The organism is Dentiradicibacter hellwigii, from assembly GCF_041770905.1.
Taxonomy (GTDB): domain Bacteria; phylum Pseudomonadota; class Gammaproteobacteria; order Burkholderiales; family Rhodocyclaceae; genus Propionivibrio; species Propionivibrio hellwigii.
On record NZ_JBEUWX010000002.1, the window covers coordinates 370891 to 388673 of the forward strand.

At 56.3% G+C, this 17783-nt stretch carries 16 protein-coding genes; 14 read left to right on the forward strand and 2 right to left on the reverse strand.

What is annotated here, in order from left to right; translation table 11 throughout:
- Positions 1 to 42 precede the first annotated feature (42 nt).
- Complete coding sequence (locus ABCS64_RS04015; RefSeq protein ID WP_418890624.1) at positions 43 to 816, forward strand: S-methyl-5'-thioinosine phosphorylase; 774 nt, start codon at positions 43 to 45, stop codon at positions 814 to 816.
- Positions 794 to 1330 (forward strand): peptide deformylase, encoded by a 537-nt coding sequence (def, locus tag ABCS64_RS04020; RefSeq protein ID WP_418890625.1) that lies wholly within the window; start codon positions 794 to 796, stop codon positions 1328 to 1330. The genes ABCS64_RS04015 and def overlap by 23 nt, the downstream gene beginning before the upstream one ends.
- 870 nt (positions 1331 to 2200) lie before the next feature.
- On the opposite strand, the gene ABCS64_RS04025 is transcribed toward def, so the two are convergent.
- Together ABCS64_RS04025 and map are read right to left on the reverse strand one after the other, a co-directional pair.
- Positions 2201 to 4786, reverse strand: a complete 2586-nt coding sequence (locus ABCS64_RS04025; protein WP_418890626.1) for a [protein-PII] uridylyltransferase — start codon at positions 4784 to 4786, stop codon at positions 2201 to 2203.
- Between the two features lie 16 nt (positions 4787 to 4802).
- A complete protein-coding gene (map, locus tag ABCS64_RS04030; RefSeq protein ID WP_418890627.1) occupies positions 4803 to 5603 on the reverse strand; it encodes a type I methionyl aminopeptidase in 801 nt (266 codons plus the stop codon).
- Positions 5604 to 5933: 330 nt separating this feature from the next.
- On the opposite strand from map, the gene rpsB reads away from it, so the two are divergent.
- The 12 genes from rpsB to fabZ all read left to right on the forward strand — a co-directional run bounded on the left by rpsB (position 5934) and on the right by fabZ (position 17771).
- Entirely contained in the window at positions 5934 to 6686 is a 753-nt protein-coding gene (rpsB, locus tag ABCS64_RS04035) for a 30S ribosomal protein S2 (protein ID WP_479686648.1), read from the forward strand.
- Between the two features lie 157 nt (positions 6687 to 6843).
- The gene (gene tsf, locus ABCS64_RS04040; protein ID WP_418890628.1) at positions 6844 to 7737 is read left to right on the forward strand and encodes a translation elongation factor Ts; all 894 of its coding nucleotides are present in this window, start codon (positions 6844 to 6846) and stop codon (positions 7735 to 7737) included.
- Between the two features lie 101 nt (positions 7738 to 7838).
- Complete coding sequence (pyrH, locus tag ABCS64_RS04045) at positions 7839 to 8552, forward strand: UMP kinase (RefSeq protein ID WP_418891875.1); 714 nt, start codon at positions 7839 to 7841, stop codon at positions 8550 to 8552.
- A 10-nt stretch (positions 8553 to 8562) separates the two neighbouring features.
- Complete coding sequence (gene frr / locus ABCS64_RS04050) at positions 8563 to 9123, forward strand: ribosome recycling factor (RefSeq protein ID WP_418890629.1); 561 nt, start codon at positions 8563 to 8565, stop codon at positions 9121 to 9123.
- 64 nt (positions 9124 to 9187) lie between these two features.
- Complete coding sequence (gene uppS, locus ABCS64_RS04055; RefSeq protein WP_418890630.1) at positions 9188 to 10021, forward strand: polyprenyl diphosphate synthase; 834 nt, start codon at positions 9188 to 9190, stop codon at positions 10019 to 10021.
- Positions 10014 to 10847, forward strand: a complete 834-nt coding sequence (locus ABCS64_RS04060) for a phosphatidate cytidylyltransferase (protein WP_418890631.1) — start codon at positions 10014 to 10016, stop codon at positions 10845 to 10847. The genes uppS and ABCS64_RS04060 overlap by 8 nt, the downstream gene beginning before the upstream one ends.
- A gap of 12 nt (positions 10848 to 10859) precedes the next feature.
- Positions 10860 to 12062 (forward strand): 1-deoxy-D-xylulose-5-phosphate reductoisomerase, encoded by a 1203-nt coding sequence (gene ispC / locus ABCS64_RS04065; protein ID WP_418890632.1) that lies wholly within the window; start codon positions 10860 to 10862, stop codon positions 12060 to 12062.
- Positions 12059 to 13426, forward strand: a complete 1368-nt coding sequence (gene rseP / locus ABCS64_RS04070) for an RIP metalloprotease RseP (protein ID WP_418890633.1) — start codon at positions 12059 to 12061, stop codon at positions 13424 to 13426. The genes ispC and rseP overlap by 4 nt, the downstream gene beginning before the upstream one ends.
- A 2-nt stretch (positions 13427 to 13428) precedes the next feature.
- A complete protein-coding gene (gene bamA, locus ABCS64_RS04075; protein ID WP_418891876.1) occupies positions 13429 to 15765 on the forward strand; it encodes an outer membrane protein assembly factor BamA in 2337 nt (778 codons plus the stop codon).
- A 22-nt stretch (positions 15766 to 15787) separates the two neighbouring features.
- Positions 15788 to 16291: an OmpH/Skp family outer membrane protein gene (locus ABCS64_RS04080; RefSeq protein WP_418891877.1), complete on the forward strand. Its 504-nt coding sequence runs from the start codon at positions 15788 to 15790 to the stop codon at positions 16289 to 16291.
- Between the two features lie 17 nt (positions 16292 to 16308).
- The gene (gene lpxD / locus ABCS64_RS04085) at positions 16309 to 17328 is read left to right on the forward strand and encodes a UDP-3-O-(3-hydroxymyristoyl)glucosamine N-acyltransferase (RefSeq protein WP_418890634.1); all 1020 of its coding nucleotides are present in this window, start codon (positions 16309 to 16311) and stop codon (positions 17326 to 17328) included.
- Between the two features lie 5 nt (positions 17329 to 17333).
- Positions 17334 to 17771: a 3-hydroxyacyl-ACP dehydratase FabZ gene (fabZ, locus tag ABCS64_RS04090; RefSeq protein WP_418891878.1), complete on the forward strand. Its 438-nt coding sequence runs from the start codon at positions 17334 to 17336 to the stop codon at positions 17769 to 17771.
- Positions 17772 to 17783 lie beyond the last annotated feature (12 nt).

Sequence of the window (17783 nt, forward strand, 5' to 3'; positions counted from 1 at the left end):
CGCACTCGTCAACACAACCAGAACAACAGAAAGGATCATGACATGCTGGCCGTGATCGGAGGCAGTGGCCTCTCGCAACTGACCAATCTCGACATTTCGCACCGTGAAGTCGTACGCACGCCGTATGGCGAACCCTCCGGCGCCGTAACCTTCGGGCAGATCGGCTGCCGGCCGGTGGCGTTCCTGGCGCGCCACGGCTACGGGCACACGCTGGCGCCGCACGAAATCAATTATCGCGCCAATCTCTGGGCGCTCTGGAAAAGCGGCGTCACCGGTGTCATCTCGGTCGCCTCGGTGGGCGGTATCCGCAGCGACCTCAAGCCGGGCGATCTCGTCGTGCCGCACCAGATCATCGATTACACCTGGGGGCGGAAATCTTCATTTTATGAAGGGCCGGACAGCAAAGTTCAGCATATCGACTTTACCGAACCTTTTGATGAAGCGCTGCGCCGGCATCTGCTCGACGCCGCCGCATCGCTGGAACTGGCCGTCAGCGACCATGCCGTGTATGCAACGACGCAGGGGCCGCGGCTGGAAACCGCCGCCGAAATCAACCGCATGGAAAACGACGGCGCCGACGTCGTCGGCATGACGGCGATGCCGGAAGCCGTGCTGGCGCGCGAAATTGGCCTGCCCTATGCGGCCATCAACCTGGTCGCCAACTATGCCGCTGGCCGCGGCGACAGCTGCAACGGCATCAGTTTCAACGTGATCGATGGCATTCTGCATGAATCGATCGTCAAAGTCCGCGCAATTATCGAGCGGCTCGTTTGCAGCAATGGGGTGGCCTACTATGGCAATCAGATCGGTTCTTAAAATGGGCGATCCGCGCCTGCTGGCGCGGGCGCAGGAAATCGAAGATTTCGACACGCCGGCGCTGCACGCGCTGATCGAGGATATGCGGGAAACCATGCTCGCGCGCGACGGCGTCGGGCTGGCCGCACCGCAGATCGGCGAAAGTCTGCGCCTGGTCATCTTTGGTTTCGACGCCAATCCGCGCTACCCCGATGCCGACAGCGTGCCCTATACCGTGCTGATCAACCCCGTACTGACGCCACTATCCGACGAAACGGAGGAAGACTGGGAAGGCTGTCTATCCATCCCGGGCCTGCGCGGCCTCGTGCCGCGCTGGAAGCGCCTGCACTATCGCGGCTTCGATCCGCAGGGGCAGCCGATCGAGCGCAGCGTCGAAGGCTTTCACGCGCGAGTCGTACAACACGAGTGCGACCACCTGGACGGCGTGCTTTATCCGATGCGCATGCGCGATCTCTCCCGCCTGGGCTTTGTCGACGTGCTTTTTCCGGGCAGGGAAGAAGCGGCAGGAGAATAAGAGCAGAAGGGGAAGGGGGAAGGCGGAATGAACGCCCGTCAGCTCGTAAAATAACCTGCCCCGAATCCCGCGTAAAACGGGCATCTCCGGAGGGGCTGCCCGCCAGCCCACTGTTTACGGGCATTTCCGACTCGCCTATCCGCTAGCCCACTATTTACGCGGGTTTCCGGACTACCTGCCGGCAAACGCCCTATTGACGCGGGCTTGCGGCCGACCTATCTAGTGCAACTGCGCATCACATCCAGAACACGCAGATAACACAAATCAACAACGTCGCCGCAAAACGAGCAGCGCGCCTCGTCGCCGTCACTGTCGCCACGAACCACAGCTCTGCAACGCGGCTGCGGGAGAAAGCGGAAGGCAAAGTTTCCGCGAGGCTAAAAATAAGCCTTGGTTTGCCACCGGGACTGCCCCGAAAGCGCGGGAAGGCCGCATTGCTGGTTGAATCGCTGCCGCCGGCCGAAGACCAGTCACAACACCGCCACAGACCTACGACAACACCCGCCACCACGCTTGCCCCGAACCCCGCGTAAAACGGGTATCTCCGGAGGCACTACCCGCTAGCCCACTGTTTACGGGCGTTTCCAGCTTGCCTATCCGCTAGCTCACTATTTACGCGGGTTTCCGGCAACCCTGCCCGCAAACGCCCTATTGACAAGGGCTTCAGAAGCGATCCGGCTGAAACGCCGAAAAGACGCGGAGGATAGGCCGACGGAGCATTCCGCTCTACTGCCGCCGGTCAATCTTGGCGCAGGCAAGCCGCAACGCCGTTTCTGGCGGTTATCAGGAGGCGGGGAAAGGCGGCGTTGGCCTGCGCGAACGGCATTGGGCTTTTTTGCCGACGCTGGAATTTCTGCTATTTCTGCTGCCTCAGCGTTTGAGCCGGTCAAGCAGTTCGGTTTCCAGCCGGATGCGGTTGGCGCTGTCGGCGATGTCGCCGCCGCTGATCAGGAAGGTATCTTCGACGCGCTCGCCCAGGGTGGCGATCTTGGCGGTGTGCAGGTTGGCGCCGTGCTCGGCCAGCGTTTCGGCGACCGTGTAGAGCAGGCCGGGGCGGTCGGTGGCCGATACGGAGAGGATGAAGGCCTGGCCGTTGTCGTCCGGCTGGATGGCGATGGCCGGCTGGATGGGGAAGTGCCTGACCTGGCGCGACGGGCGCACGGCGGGGGGCGCTTCCGGCAGCGCATTGCTGGCCAGTTGTGCGGCAAGCTGGTGTTCGATACGCTCAAGCAGCGCGTCGATGCTCATTTCGCGTTCGCTGAAGTCGAGCAGGATGAAGCTGTCCAGTGCGTAGCCGTGCCGCGTCGTATGTATTTTGGCGTCCATGATGTTGAAGCCGGCGCGGCTGAAGAAGCCGACGATGCGGAGGAACAGATCGTCGGCATCACGGGTATAGACCGCAATTTCGATGCCGGCGCCGCTATGGTGCCGGCGTGCCTTGACGATGGGCTGCGGGCTGTCGATCCGCCCGTGCAGCAGACAGGCGTGCCAGGCGATTTCCGCGGGCGAGTGGCGCAGAAAATAAACGGTATCGAGCTGCGCCCATAGCACTTCGTGCGCCGCATCGGGGATGGATTGTGCGCGTATCAGGCGTTTGGCTTCGTCCTGCTTTTCCAGAATCCAGCCTTGCCGGGGCGGGAGCTGGCCGCCCGCACGCAGGGCGCGCACGGTCAGGCGATAGAGTTCTTCGAGCAGTTGGCCTTTCCAGCTATTCCAGACTTTCGGGCTGGTGGCGCGGATGTCGGCGACGGTCAGCAGGTAAAGCGCGGTCAGGCGGCGTTCGTCGCGCACGGCGGCGGCAAAGCCGGCGATGACGTCGGGGTCGGAGGTGTCCTTTTTCTGGGCTACATTGGACATGAGGAGGTGATCGCGCACCAGCCAGACGATCAGTTCGCTGTCCGCCGCGTCGAGGCCGTGTTCCTGGCAGAAGGTCTGCGCGTCGGCGGCGCCCAGCGCCGAGTGGTCGCCGCCGCGCCCTTTGGCAATATCGTGGAAGAGTGCGGCGATGTAGAGCAGCCAGGGCTTGTCGAAGTTGCTGATCAGCTGGCTGCAAAAAGGGTATTCATGCGCAAATTCGCTGGCGAGAAAGCGCCGGAGGTTGCGCAGGACGAGCAGGGTGTGCTGATCGACGGTGTAGGCGTGAAAAAGGTCGTACTGCATGCGTCCGACAATCTCGCCGAAATTGGGCAGATAGCGGCCGAGAATGCCGAACTGGTTCATGCGCCGTAGTTCGTGCAGGACGCCATGTTCCTGCCGGAAAAGGGCAAGAAAACGCGCGCGGTTGCCCGGGTCGGCGCGGAAGCGTTCATCCACCTGGGTGCGGGCGCGCCAGAGTGCGCGGATCATGCGCGCCGTCATGCCGCGCAGGCTGGGGCGCTGCGCCATGACGAGGAAGGCTTCCAGAATGGCTTCGGGCGAGCGCTTGAAAACGTTTTCGTCAACAACATCGAGAAACTGGTCGGTTTCCTGGAACCAGGCATTGATCGGCGAGGGCGGATGCGGCGGGAGGGGAAAAATGGCGGCGCCGATGGTTTGCAGCAGGATGGCGTTGATTTGGGTGACGACTTTGGCTGTCTGGTAGTACCGCTGCATGAGCTGTTCGCCGGCGCGCAGGGATTGCGTCGTGACAAAACCCATCCGTTCGGCGACGGCGGTCTGGTGATCGAATAGCAGGCGATCTTCCTGACGCCGGGCAAGCAGGTGCAATTCGATGCGCAGGCGTTGCAGAAAGGCTTCGCGCATTTCCAGGCGGCCTTGTTCCTCGCGGGAGATCAGGCCGTGTTCCTGCAAGGCTTTCCAATTTTTGCCGAAGCCGGCGGCTTGCGCCAGCCAGAGGATCATTTGCAGGTCGCGCAGGCCGCCGGGGCTTTCCTTGCAGTTGGGTTCCAGGCTGTACGGCGACTCGTGGTAACGCAGATGGCGTTCCTTCTGTTCCAGGCATTTGCCGTGGAAAAATGCCTGCAGGTTGATCTGTTGCTGGAAGGCGCGTTGCAGGCGGGCGAACAGGCTAAGGTCACCGGTCAGCAGGCGGGCGTCGATGAGCGCTGTTTGGACGGTCAGGTCGTTGGCCGCTTCCTCCAGGCATTCTTCAGGCGTGCACACGCTGTGGCCGATGGTCAGGCCGATGTCCCAGAGCAGGCGGATCAGGTGTTCAAGGGTATCGGCCAATGCGGCATCGGGCGGTTCCGGCAGCAGAAACAGCAGGTCGATGTCGGAATAGGGATAAAGTTGCTCCCGCCCGTAGCCGCCGACGGCAATTAGCGCCAGCGAGGCGGGCATTTCCAGATCGCGCCAAAGGTCGCATAACACTGCATCGATCCGCTGGCTGCGCGCCTGCAGCAGCGCGGATGAATCGTGGTCGGCGCAAAAGCGCCGGGTGATGTCGGCCTGCTCGTCCTGAAGGCGCGCCCGATAGCGTGCCAGCAAGGTGTTGTGCGCCTTGTCGGCAGCGTCCATGGCGGCGATCCCCGTTTTATCGGATCCAGTCCGGTTTAGGCTGTACGCCCGCCGAGAGCGTTAATACTTCGTAGCCTGTGGCCGTCACGAGCACCGTATGTTCCCATTGCGCCGACAGGCTGTGATCTTTGGTGACGATCGTCCAGCCGTCGGCAAGCTGGCGGATGTCGGGCTTGCCGGCATTGACCATCGGTTCGATGGTGAAAATCATGTTTTCTTTCAGCATTACGCCGCTGCCCGGCTTGCCGTAATGCAAGACCTGCGGTTCTTCATGAAACGCGGCGCCGACACCGTGGCCGCAGAATTCGCGCACGATGGAAAAGCCGTTCTTCTCGGCGTGCTGCTGAATGATATGGCCGATATCGCCGAGGCGAGCGCCTGGTCGCACCTGCGTAATGCCCAGCCACATGCATTCAAAGGTGATGTCGCACAGCCGCCGCGCCTGGATCGACGCTTCGCCGACGATGAACATGCGGCTGGTGTCGCCGTGGTAGCCGTCCTTGATGGTGGTGATGTCGATGTTAAGGATGTCGCCGTTCTTGAGTACCTTGTCGCCGGGAATTCCGTGACAGACCTGGTGATTGACGGAAATGCACGTCGCCTTGGGGTAGGGGGGGTAGCCCGGCGGCTGGTAGTGCAGGCAGGCGGAAATGCTCTGCTGCACGTTGGTCATATATTCGTGGCAGAGCCGATCCAGTTCGCCGGTCGTGATGCCCGGCTTGATGAAAGGCGTGATGTAATCGAGCACTTCGGCCGCCAGGCGGCAGGTCACGCGCATTTTGGCGATTTCTTCGGGGGTTTTGAGAATAATGCTCATGGCTTTGTCTGATGTTCACAGGGTGGCAATGAAGCGGCGAGCATAAATTAAGGGCGCGGATAGGGCAAATGAATTCCCTTGCGCGCGGTGTGAACGGATGCGTTGTGGAGAGGCCGGAGAAGTGGTGTAGAAGTGGTGTTCATGTACTGACGATGGTAGAATCCTGCCGATTTTTCCGGCGCAGGCTGGGAAAATAAGTGCGCCGTACCGGCGTGCGGGCCAGCCGGCGACGGCTGACCAATTCCGCACATTCGTCCGATCAAGGGTGTCCGGCAATGCCGAGCGTAACAGGACGAATGGAGGTTCAACCCTGATACGAAAGAGAAAATCATGTCAATGACAATGCGTCAAATGCTGGAAGCCGGTGTTCACTTCGGCCACCAGACCCGTTTCTGGAACCCCAAGATGGCGCCGTATATCTTCGGCGCACGCAGCAAGATCCATATCATCAATCTGGAAAAAACCCTGGTGAAATACAATGAGGCTATGGCCTTCGTGCGTAAGCTCTCGTCGAACAAGGGAACCATCCTGTTTGTTGGCACCAAGCGCCAGGCACGCGAAATCGTGGCCGAGGAGGCGTCCCGCGCTGAGTCGCCGTTTGTCGAGCAGCGCTGGCTGGGGGGGATGTTGACCAATTTCAAGACGATCAAGCAATCGATCAAACGCCTCAAAGAAATGGAAGCGTCGGTCGAGGATGGTTCTTTTGAAAAGTTTGGTAAAAAAGAAGCGCTGATGCATCAGCGCGAACTGGAAAAACTGCACAAGTCGATTGGCGGCATCAAGGAAATGGCGACCTTGCCGGACGCACTGTTCGTCATCGACGTCGGCTATCACAAGATTGCCATTACCGAAGCCAACAAACTGGGCATTCCGGTCATTGCCGTTGTGGATACCAACCATTCGCCGGACGGCGTGGATTACGTCATTCCAGGCAATGACGATTCGTCGAGCGCCATTCGACTGTACGCACGCGGCGTGGCCGATGCCATCCTGGAGGGACGCAATCAGTTTATCGAGGAAATCATCGCTGCGACTTCGGAAGACGACTTCGTTGAAGAAACCGTTGAAGAAAACGCTGAGTAAGTTGTATCGACGATGTTTGGAACGCAATCGGCTGAATTTTATGGCCGGTTTATGGTGATGGGATTGATTGGTCTGGCGCGATTGAGTCGTGCAGGGCGCGCCTTGCGCCCTGCACTAAATGAGTGCAAACCAATATAAGTATGTGGAGAAAATGAAAATGGCGGAAATTACCGCAAGCATGGTGAAAGAACTGCGCGAGAAAACCGACGCGCCGATGATGGAATGCAAGAAGGCGTTGAGCGAGGCCGGCGGCGATATGGTCAAAGCGGAAGAAATCCTGCGTATCAAGCTCGGTTCCAAGGTAAACAAGGCGGCGGCACGCGTGGCGGCGGAAGGTGTCGTTGCCATCAGTATCGTTGATGGCGGCAAAATAGGAGCTATCTTCGAAATCAACTGCGAAACTGATTTCGTCGGCAAGAATGAAGATTTTCTGGCACTGGCGCAAGGATGTGCCGATCTGGTTGCAACAAAAAATCCTGCTGATATCGCAGCGTTATCGGCCTTGCCGATGGGCGACGGTACAGTGGAAACGACGCGCGCCGCGCTGGTCGGCAAGATCGGCGAAAACATGACGCTGCGCCGTTTTGCACGCATCGAAGCGAAAGGTCAACTGGCATCTTATATTCACGTTGGCGCGAAGATTGGTGTTTTGCTTGATCTCGTCGGCGGTGATGAGCAGCTTGGCCGCGATTTGGCGATGCATATTGCCGCGTCAAAACCGAAAGCGCTCAATGCTTCGGGTATTCCGGCCGATCTGATCGAGGCTGAGCGCCGTGTTGCCATCGAAAAAGCGAAGGACGCCGGTAAGCCGGAGGCCATGCTGGAGAAGATTGCCGAGGGTTCGGTACAGAAATTTCTCAAGGAAGTCACCCTGCTCGGGCAGGTTTTCGTCAAGGCTGAAGACGGCAAGCAAACGATCGAGCAGTTGTTGAAGGCCAAAGGCGCTTCCGTAGCGTCTTTCATCCTTTATGTGGTGGGTGAGGGGCTGGAAAAACGCGTGAATGACTTTGCCGCTGAAGTGGCTGCTCAGGCAGCGGCTGCGAAAAAATAACAGCGGCGGGGGCTGCAAGGCCTGTCTAGTTTGCCGCCGATGGGTCATGCAGTTCCGCTTATTCCAAGGTTCAAGAACGAAGGCCGATGACCATGACTGAAATGAAGCCTAAATACAAGCGCATTCTCCTCAAACTCTCGGGCGAAGCGTTGATGGGGGCGGACGCCTACGGCATCAACCGACAGACGATTACCGAAATCGTCGATGAGGTGAAAAGCGTTGTCGATCTGGGCGTTCAGGTCGGCGTGGTGATCGGCGGCGGCAATATTTTCCGCGGCGTTGCGCCGGCGGCGACGGGGATGGATCGTGCGCAGGCCGATTATATGGGCATGCTGGCCACGGTCATGAATGCGCTGGCGTTGCAGGACGCCATGCGTGCCATCGGTATGATGGCGCGCGTACAGTCAGCGCTGATTATCGAACAGGTTGTTGAACCTTATATCCGTGGACGCGCCATTCGTGGCCTGGAGCAGGGCCGGACGATTATTTTTGCCGGCGGCACGGGCAACCCTTTTTTTACTACCGATACGGCCGCTGCCCTGCGCGGTGCGGAAATCGGCGCGGAAATCGTGCTTAAGGCGACTAAGGTCGATGGTATTTATTCCGCCGATCCGAAAAAGGATCCGCATGCCGTGCGCTATGACAGGATCAGTTTCGATGAGGTAATCCTCAAGAATCTGGCGGTCATGGATGCGACGGCTTTTGCCCTGTGCCGCGACCAGAAGCTGCCGATCAATGTATTTTCCCTGCTCAAACCGGGAGCGCTGAAGCGCATTGTGCTCGGCGAGCAGGAAGGGACGCTGGTTTATTGCTAAGGAGACTTCGATGTCGATTGCCGATGTGAAAAAAACGACCGAACACAAGATGCAGAAATCTCTTGAGGCGCTCCGTCACGATTTGGCCAAGGTACGTACTGGCCGTGCGCATACGGGCCTGCTTGATCATGTGCAGGTCGACTATTACGGTACGATGACACCGATCAACGCCGTAGCCAACGTCACGGTGCTCGATCCGCGTACTTTGGGCGTGCAGGCTTGGGAAAAGGGCATGACTGCCAAGATTGAAAAGGCGATCCGCGATTCCGATTTAGGGTTAAATCCAGCGGTGCAGGGTGAGCTGATTCGCGTGCCGATGCCGGCATTGACCGAAGAGCGCCGGCGTGACATGACCAAGATCGTGAAGCATGAATGCGAAAGTTCACGGGTTGCTATTCGTAATCTGCGTCGCGACGCTAATGCCGCCCTCAAGGATCTGCTCAAGAAGAAAGAGTGTTCCGAGGACGAAGAGCGTCGGGCGCAGGATGAGATTCAGAAGTTGACGGACAAATACGTTGCCGAGGTTGACAAGCAGTTTGCGCAAAAAGAGGCGGATTTGATGGCTATCTAAACATTAGCCTGAAACTGTTTGCCTATATTTTTGTTTTCTCCCTTTCGTCGGCAATGTTGACCTGATGGCTGTTTTTACCAGTTCCACGCGCGATATTCCGGTGTCTAGCCGGATACCGAAGCATGTTGCCATCATTATGGATGGCAATGGTCGCTGGGCGAAAAAATATTTTCTGCCGCGCTTTGCCGGGCATCGACGCGGCGTTGAAACCGTGCGCGAGGCCGTTCGCTTTTGCCTGGAACGCGGCATTGCCTATCTGACGTTGTTTGCCTTCAGCTCGGAGAACTGGCGGCGTCCGCAGGAAGAGGTCACGCTACTGATGCAGCTTTTCGTCAAGGCGCTGCAGCAGGAAGTTGCCAAGTTGGATGAGAATGGTGTACGTCTCAAAGTTATTGGTGATCTTTCACGCTTTGACCGGGAGTTGCGCGAGTTAATTGTGATTTCGGAGGAAAAGACGGCAAATAACAACCGCCTTACGCTGACTATCGCCGCCAATTATGGAGGGCGATGGGATATTTTGCAGGCGATGAACCGTCTGGCGACAGCATTGCCAGAGAAGGCGGGGACATGGGTGGAAGAGGATCTGGCGCCTTCCTTGTCGATGCATTACGCGCCGGAGCCAGATTTGTTCATCCGCACGGGCGGCGAGGCGCGCATCAGTAATTTTCTCCTGTGGCAGCTGGCGTATACCGAATTCTATTTTACTGAGGCACTGTGGCCGGAATTCAATTCGGCGGCGTTTGCGCGGGCAATTGAATCCTATCAGCAGCGCGAACGCCGTTTTGGCCGTACCAGTGAACAAGTGGCAGAAACCTTGAAAGATCAGGTAGATATGTCAGAAATGGAAGCACTGACAATGCCGGCGTTCATGAGCCGGAAAGCGGGGACAGATGCTTAAGGCACGAATGGTGACTGCGCTTGCCTTGCTTGGTCTTTTCCTTTTTGCGCTGATCTGTCTGCCTCTTTTAGGCTGGGCGGTTTTTGCCAGTCTGATTGTTGCGTTGGCTGCCTGGGAATGGGGGGGATTATTGTTGTGGCCACCCCAAAAACGTTTTTTTTTGGGAGGCGGATTTTTTCTGGTATGCCTGCTGATTTTTTTCACGCAGCCACGGGCTTTCGGATTATTGATCGGCTTTGATAAAAGCGCCTGGCAGCTGGGACGATGGTTCTATATTCCGGCGGCGATTTTCTGGATTGTCGGTGCGCCGCTCTGGATGCGGCAACGCTGGGCACTGCCGCGCTCAGAAAAAGGCGTGCTGATTGGCGCTCTTGTGCTACTGCCGGCCTGGTTGGCTTTGATCCAGTTGCGCCATGTCGGCTGGCTGACCTTGCTTGTCGTTATGGCGCTCGTTTGGCTGGCCGATAGCGTCGCTTATTTTGCCGGCCGTGCTTGGGGGCGTAACAAGCTGGCGCCGGCTATCAGTCCGGGAAAAACCTGGGAAGGAGCGATCGGTGGCGGGCTGGCTGTCGTGATTTGTGGGGTGGCGCTTGCCGGATATTTGCCTGCGCGTATCGCGGGTAACCCGATTTTGCTCATCCTGCTATTGCTGGGGCTGGCAGCGATCAGCATTATCGGCGACCTGTTCGAGTCGATGATCAAACGCCAGGCCGGCCTCAAGGACAGCAGTAATCTTTTACCGGGGCACGGCGGTATTCTCGACCGGATCGACAGCCTGACATCGACTTTACCTGTCGTGGCGTTGGCCTGGTTGCTGTTGGCTTGAATGGAATAGGTCGTGACGTACCGGCAACTCGCGCGGCTCACTATTCTCGGATCGACGGGCTCCATTGGCCTGAATACCCTTGATGTTGTCCGTCGCCACCCTGAGCGTTACCGCATTGCTGCGCTTTGTGCGCACACACAGATCGATCGTCTGTTCGAGCAATGCCTGGAGTTTCGTCCGGATTTCGCCGTAGTGCGTGATGATGAACTGGCCGCCGAATTGGCAACGCGCCTGGCTGCGGCAGGGTGTGCCGGCATTCGGGTCGAATATGGCGCAGAAGCGTTGACGCGCATGGCAGGCCTGAAAGAAGTCGATTCAGTCATGGTAGCTATTGTTGGCGCAGCCGGACTGCCGCCCGCACTAGCCGCCGCCCAGGCCGGCAAACGCGTCCTGCTGGCGAACAAGGAATCTCTGGTCATGGCTGGCGCGTTATTCATGCGTACCGTGCGTGAATCTGGTGCTGTTTTGCTACCGGTTGATAGCGAACATAATGCAATTTTTCAATCTCTTCCGAGGGATTATTCAAGTAATTTATCAGCTCATGGCGTGGTGAGTCTTTTGCTGACCGCATCGGGAGGGCCTTTCCGCGGTATGGATCAGGCGGCGCTTGCCCGGGTGACGCCGGAACAGGCGTGTGCGCATCCCAAATGGGCAATGGGGCGCAAGATTTCTGTAGATTCGGCCACCCTGATGAACAAGGGGCTGGAAGTCATCGAAGCACATTGGCTGTTCAACATTCCGCCGGAAAAAATCGAAGTGGTCGTGCATCCGCAGAGCATCATTCATTCGCTGGTGCGCTACGTGGATGGCTCAGTGCTTGCCGAACTGGGTAATCCGGATATGCGTACTCCGATTGCGCATGCACTGGCCTATCCGGAGCGAATCGATAGTGGCGTGACGGCACTGGATCTGTTTTCGGTCGGTGCGCTGAGTTTCGAACGACCAGATGTCGAGCGCTTTCCCTGTCTGGGGTTGGCATACCGGGCACTTAAGTTGGGCGGCAGCGGGCCAGCCATTCTGAATGCGGCCAATGAAGTTGCCGTGGCAGCCTTCCTTGACCGCAGAATTTCCTTTAATGCGATTCCTGCCATCATTGCTGCTGCGCTGGATACCTTGCCTGTCAAAGCAGTCGATACGCTGGCTGACGCGCTGGCTGCCGATGCGCAGGCGCGTGGCTTCGCGGAACAGGTGATTACTGAGCGTCGGTACGCATGAACGATTTCTTATATTACGTGCTGGCCTTTCTGGTTTTGCTCGGTCTGTTGATTATCATCCACGAATTGGGTCATTACCTGGTCGCACGTTGGGTCGGCGTCAAGGTGTTGCGTTTTTCGATTGGCTTTGGCGCCCCCATTTTTGTCAGAAAAATTGGCGTAGACCAGACCGAATGGGCCATTGGGCGAATTCCGCTGGGCGGTTACGTCAAGATGCTTGATGAGAGTGAAGGCGAAGTGATGCCCGATGAGCTACCGCGCAGTTTTAACCGGCAAGTTTTGTGGCGGCGAATAGCCATCGTCGTTGCCGGGCCGATGGCGAATCTGCTGCTGGCGGTCGTGGTGTATTGGGGGAGCTTTTTATACGGCGTCGAAGAGTTGCGGCCGGTGCTTGGCGCACCTGTGAATGCTTCGCCTGCAGCACATGCGGGAATTGAGGACGGCGACCGGGTCGTCAAGATTGGCGATGATCCGGTACTGACTTGGCAGGAGATGCGTTGGAAGATACTGACACTGGCGGCCGATGTCGATACGCTTTCGTTAGAGACGGTGAATATGCGCCATGAAAGCGCCATCCGGCAACTCGATATTTCTTCTATCCGTCGTCACGGCTGGGAGGCGGATGCGCTGGAACAGCTGGGGTTGCGTTATTTCCGGCCACGTATTCCGCCAGTCATTGGCCGGCTCAACGAAGATGGGCGCGCCAGCGCAGCAGGTTTGCAGGCGGATGATGAGATCGTCGCAATTGATGGTCAGGAGATTGATTCCTGGCACGCTCTGGTCGATATTGTCCATGCACATCCCGAGCAGCGTTTGCTGTTTACGGTGTTGCGCGCCGGGAGTCTGCTCGAAATTCCCGTGACGCCCGCCGCGTTTACCGACAAAAACCAGGAAATCGGCCGCATCAGTGCGTACGTCAAGGAAATTCCGGATTTTCGTGATGCGCTGCTTGTGACCGTGCGCTATGGCCCGCTGACCGCTTTGTCCAAGGCGGTTGCTGAAACATGGGAGAAAGCAGTTTTCAGTCTGCGGATTATCGGCAAAATGCTTATCGGCGAAGTGTCCTGGCAAAACATCAGCGGCCCCATTACGGTTGCCGACTATGCCGGGCAGTCCGCCAAACTCGGGCTAATGGCGTATTTCAGGTTTCTTGCGCTGATCAGCATCAGTCTGGCGGTGCTCAATCTCTTGCCGGTTCCCATGCTGGATGGGGGGCATTTGCTGTATTATCTGTTTGAGGCGGTTCGGGGAAAACCGCTTTCCGAACACACGATGGAATTGGGGCAGCGTCTTGGTATGTCCGTTCTTATTCTGCTGATGGCTTGTGCTTTTTATAACGATCTCAATCGATTGATTTCCGGATGAATATGACCAACAAGACTTTTCTTCCCGGATTGCTGGCGGCGTTCTGCACGACGAGCGCCTTAGCTTTCGAACCTTTCACCGTCAAAGATATCCGTGTTGAAGGTATTCAGCGCACGGAAGCCGGAACGGTCTTCAGCTATCTGCCGGTCAAGGTAGGGGAAACCATGACCAACGAAAAGGCGGCGCAGGCGATCAAATCATTGTTTGCTACCGGCTTTTTTAAAGATGTGCGGATTGAGACTGACGGCAATATCGTCAATGTCATCGTCGAAGAGCGTCCGTCGATTGCACAGATCGATTTCGATGGCCTCAAGGAGTTCGACAAGGAACAAATCATCAAGGGACTGCGTGAAGTCGGTTTTGCCGTTTCCCGTCCGTTTGACCGCAGCGCACTGGATAAGGCTGAGCAGGAACTGAAACGTCAATATCTGACGCGAGGGAAATATGCCGCTACGGTGACGACGACCGTCACGCCGCTGGAACGCAATCGCGTTGCGATTAATTTTAAGATCGACGAAGGATCTTCCGCGAAAATCCGGCAGATCAACATTATTGGCGCCCACGCATTCAGGGAAGCGACGCTGCTTGATGAATTCCAGTTGCAAACGCCAAACTGGATTAGCTGGTATACAAAGAACGATCAGTATTCTAAACAGAAGCTTTCCGCCGATCTGGAATCTCTACGTTCCTTTTATTTGAACCGCGGGTATCTAGAATTCAATGTCGAATCGACCCAGGTTTCGATCAGCCCCGACAAGAAAGACGTGTTTATTTCAATTTCGGTGAATGAGGGCGAGCGTTTTATCGTTTCATCGGTCAAGCTCGCCGGTGATCTGACTTTGCCGGAGCAGGAATTGCGGGAGTCGGTCAAGATCAAGCCTGGTGATATTTTCTCTCGGGAAAAACTCAACGAAACGACGCGTGCTATCAGTGACAAGTTGTCTGCCAAAGGGTATGCATTTGCCAACGTGAATGCCGCTCCGGAAGTCGATAAGGAAAAAAGGCAAGTTGCTTTCACCATTTTTATCGATCCTGGCAAGCGGGTCTACGTGCGCAGGATCAATATCGCGGGCAATACAAAAAGCCGGGACGAAGTGGTGCGCCAAGAGATGCGGCAGATGGAGGGCGCCTGGTACGACGACGAAAAAGTTAAGTTGTCCAAACAGCGGATCGACAAAACGGATTACTTTAGCGAAGTCAATGTTGAAACGCAACCCGTGCCAGGAACGACCGATCAGGTCGACGTCAACGTGGGCGTCACCGAGAAAGCGACCGGAAGTCTTTCGGCAGGCATTGGTTATTCACAGGCTGAAAAGATTATGCTGCAAGCCTCGGTTTCCCAGGCCAATATCTTTGGTAGCGGAAAATTTGCCTCCGTCCAGCTCAGCACAGGGAAGCTCAACCGAAACATAGGGTTCAGTTATACCAATCCGTATTTCACTGTTGATGGCATCAGCCAAGGCTTTGATATTTATCACAACCGTTTCAATCCTTCTTCGCTGGGCTATGCCTATGGCAGGGAATCCACCGGCGGTGGCCTGCGCTTTGGTATTCCTATCGGCGAAAAAGAGACCATCAATTTTGGCGCAGCGCTGGACTACACAAAAATCAAGATTGACCATAATGATGCGAATACGCCCTTGTTATACAAACGTTACATCGACAAATTCTGCGGCGGTGCGGACTCTTGCGGAAAAACTTCCTTCCCGTTTTCTGCGGGCTGGCTGAGTGATACGAAAGACAGTGCAATCGACCCGACGCGCGGCGCCGTACAGCGAATCTCTTACGAAGTGAGTCCGCTCGGCGACCTCAACTACCATAAGGTTACTTTGCAGCGCCGTCAGTATTTCCCGATTACACGGAATGCGGTGTTGATGCTCAATGGGGAGGTAGCATTTGCCAAGGGCTTTGGCAACAGCCCTGAGCTACCGTTCTTCAAGAATTTTTATGCAGGCGGCCCGGATTCGGTGCGCGGCTATGATTATGGCAGTCTTGGGCCTTATGAAATCACACAGTCCGGCGATATCGTACATTTGGGCGGCGTGCGCCGCTTCATTTTTAATGCCGAGCTGATGTTACCGATGAGTAGTTTCGGCTTCGGAAAAGATAAATCGTTGAAATTCGGCCCATTCTTTGATGCTGGCCAGGTTTATGGCGATAAAAAATCCAATCGCGATCCTGGCGTCGTTGCCGAGGGTCCGATTCGCATGTCAGCGGGGATTGCCGTGACTTGGCTGTCGCCTTTGGGGCCACTGAAGTTCAGTATTGCTCAGCCGATCAATCGGCAGACTAATGATAAAATCCAGCGTTTTCAATTCCAGATGGGACAAACTTTCTAACGTAAGGAGAAAGAGCTTGAAGATAAAATTTGCCACCTTTTTGATTGCACTCATGACGGTTTTTCCGGTATCGCAGGTCATGGCGGCTGATGCGCTCAAAATCGGTTATGTCAATACACAGCGTATTTTCCGTGATGCGCCTTCCGCCGTGAGAGCGGCCAAAAAGATTGAAGCGGAATTTTCTAAACGCGATCAGGATTTGCAGCGGATGGCCAAGCAACTCCAGTCGATGCAGGAAAATCTCGAAACAAACGCGATGACGATGTCCGAATCGGATCGTCGGGCGAAGGAAAAAAGCCTGAACGATCTGTCGCGTGAATTCCAGCGCAAGCAACGTGAGTTCCGCGAAGATCTCAATCTGCGCCAGAACGAGGAAAATACGGCGATTATCGATAAAGCCAACCAAGCGATCAGACAGATTGCGGAAAGCGAGAAATACGACCTGATTCTGCAAGACGTCGTCTGGGTGAGCCAGCAGCTCGATATTACGGACAAGGTCATCAAAGCCTTGGCCGACGGTAAATAATTTCCCGGGAGGTCGGCTTGCGGCTTGAGCAGATTGTTGCACAGCTTGGCGGCCGTCTGATTGGCGATGGCAGTGTCGAGATTCTGCAGGTGGGCGCTCTGTCGTCGGCAGGGCGCGGGCAAATCTCTTTTTTGACCAATCCCAAATACCGTGCACAACTGAAGACTACTCACGCATCGGCAGTCATCGTTTCGGAAAAAAATGCGAGTGATACGGAAATTCCACGTATCGTTCATGCGAATCCATACGCCTATTACGCACGGGTTACCGCATTACTGAATCCACCACCGACGCGTGCCCAGCGAGTGCATGAAACGGCTGTTGTTCTTAGTCCGCTACCCGTTTCAGTGACTATCGATGCGCATGTCGTTGTTGGGCGACGCGTCTGTTTAGGTGAGAATGTCGTGCTGTATCCGGGCTGCGTGATTGGTGATGATGTCTCCATCGGTGCAGATACAGTCATTTATCCTAATGTCGTGATTTATCCGCGTTGCGTGATTGGTGCTAGAACGATCATTCATGCGGGTGCAGTTATCGGAAGCGATGGCTTCGGCTTTGCCAAGGAAGGCGAGTGCTGGGTCAAGATTCCACAAATTGGCCGCGTCGTTATTGGCGACGACGTCGAAATCGGCGCCAATACTTCGATCGACCGCGGTGCGCTCGATGATACGGTCATTGGTAACGATGTCAAACTTGATAACCAGATCCAGATTGCCCACAACGTCCGGATTGGCGATCATTCCGCAATGGCCGGTTGTGTCGGCGTGGCAGGTAGTACGACATTTGGCAAGCGGTGTACGGTCGGTGGGGCCGGGATGATTTCCGGGCATCTTGAAATTGGCGATGATGTCCATGTTTCAGGCGGGACATTGGTGGGCAAGAACCTGAAGCAACCAGGACAATACACAGCGGTTTTTCCGCTCGAACCGCATATCGACTGGTTGCAGAATGCGGCACACCTTAAGCGTCTTGCAAAACTGGCGGCGCGGGTCGAAGAGCTTGAGAAAAAACTTGAAGATATGAGTAAAACACAATGATTAAAATGGATATTCAGGATATCGCCAGGCATCTTCCGCAGCGTTACCCCTTTCTCTTGGTCGATCGTGTTGTAGAGATGGAGCTGGGCAAGTCGATCCATGCCTACAAAAACGTGACGATCAACGAGGCGTTTTTCGTTGGCCATTTCCCGCATTACCCGGTGATGCCTGGCGTGCTGATCATGGAGGCACTGGCACAGGCGGCGGGTGTCCTCTCTTTTAAGACGGCAGGAGAAATGCCGAGCGAGACCTCGCGTTTTCTCTTTGCCGGTATCGATAACGCACGTTTCAAGCGCCAGGTGGTTCCCGGTGACCAATTGCATCTGTATGTTGACATCACGCGTCGGATGCGCAGCATCTGGAAATACCACGCGGTCGCCAAAGTAGGCGATGAAATTGCCGCCGAAGCCGAGCTGATGTGCGCTAAGAGCGATACCGCCTGACAGAGCAAAGGA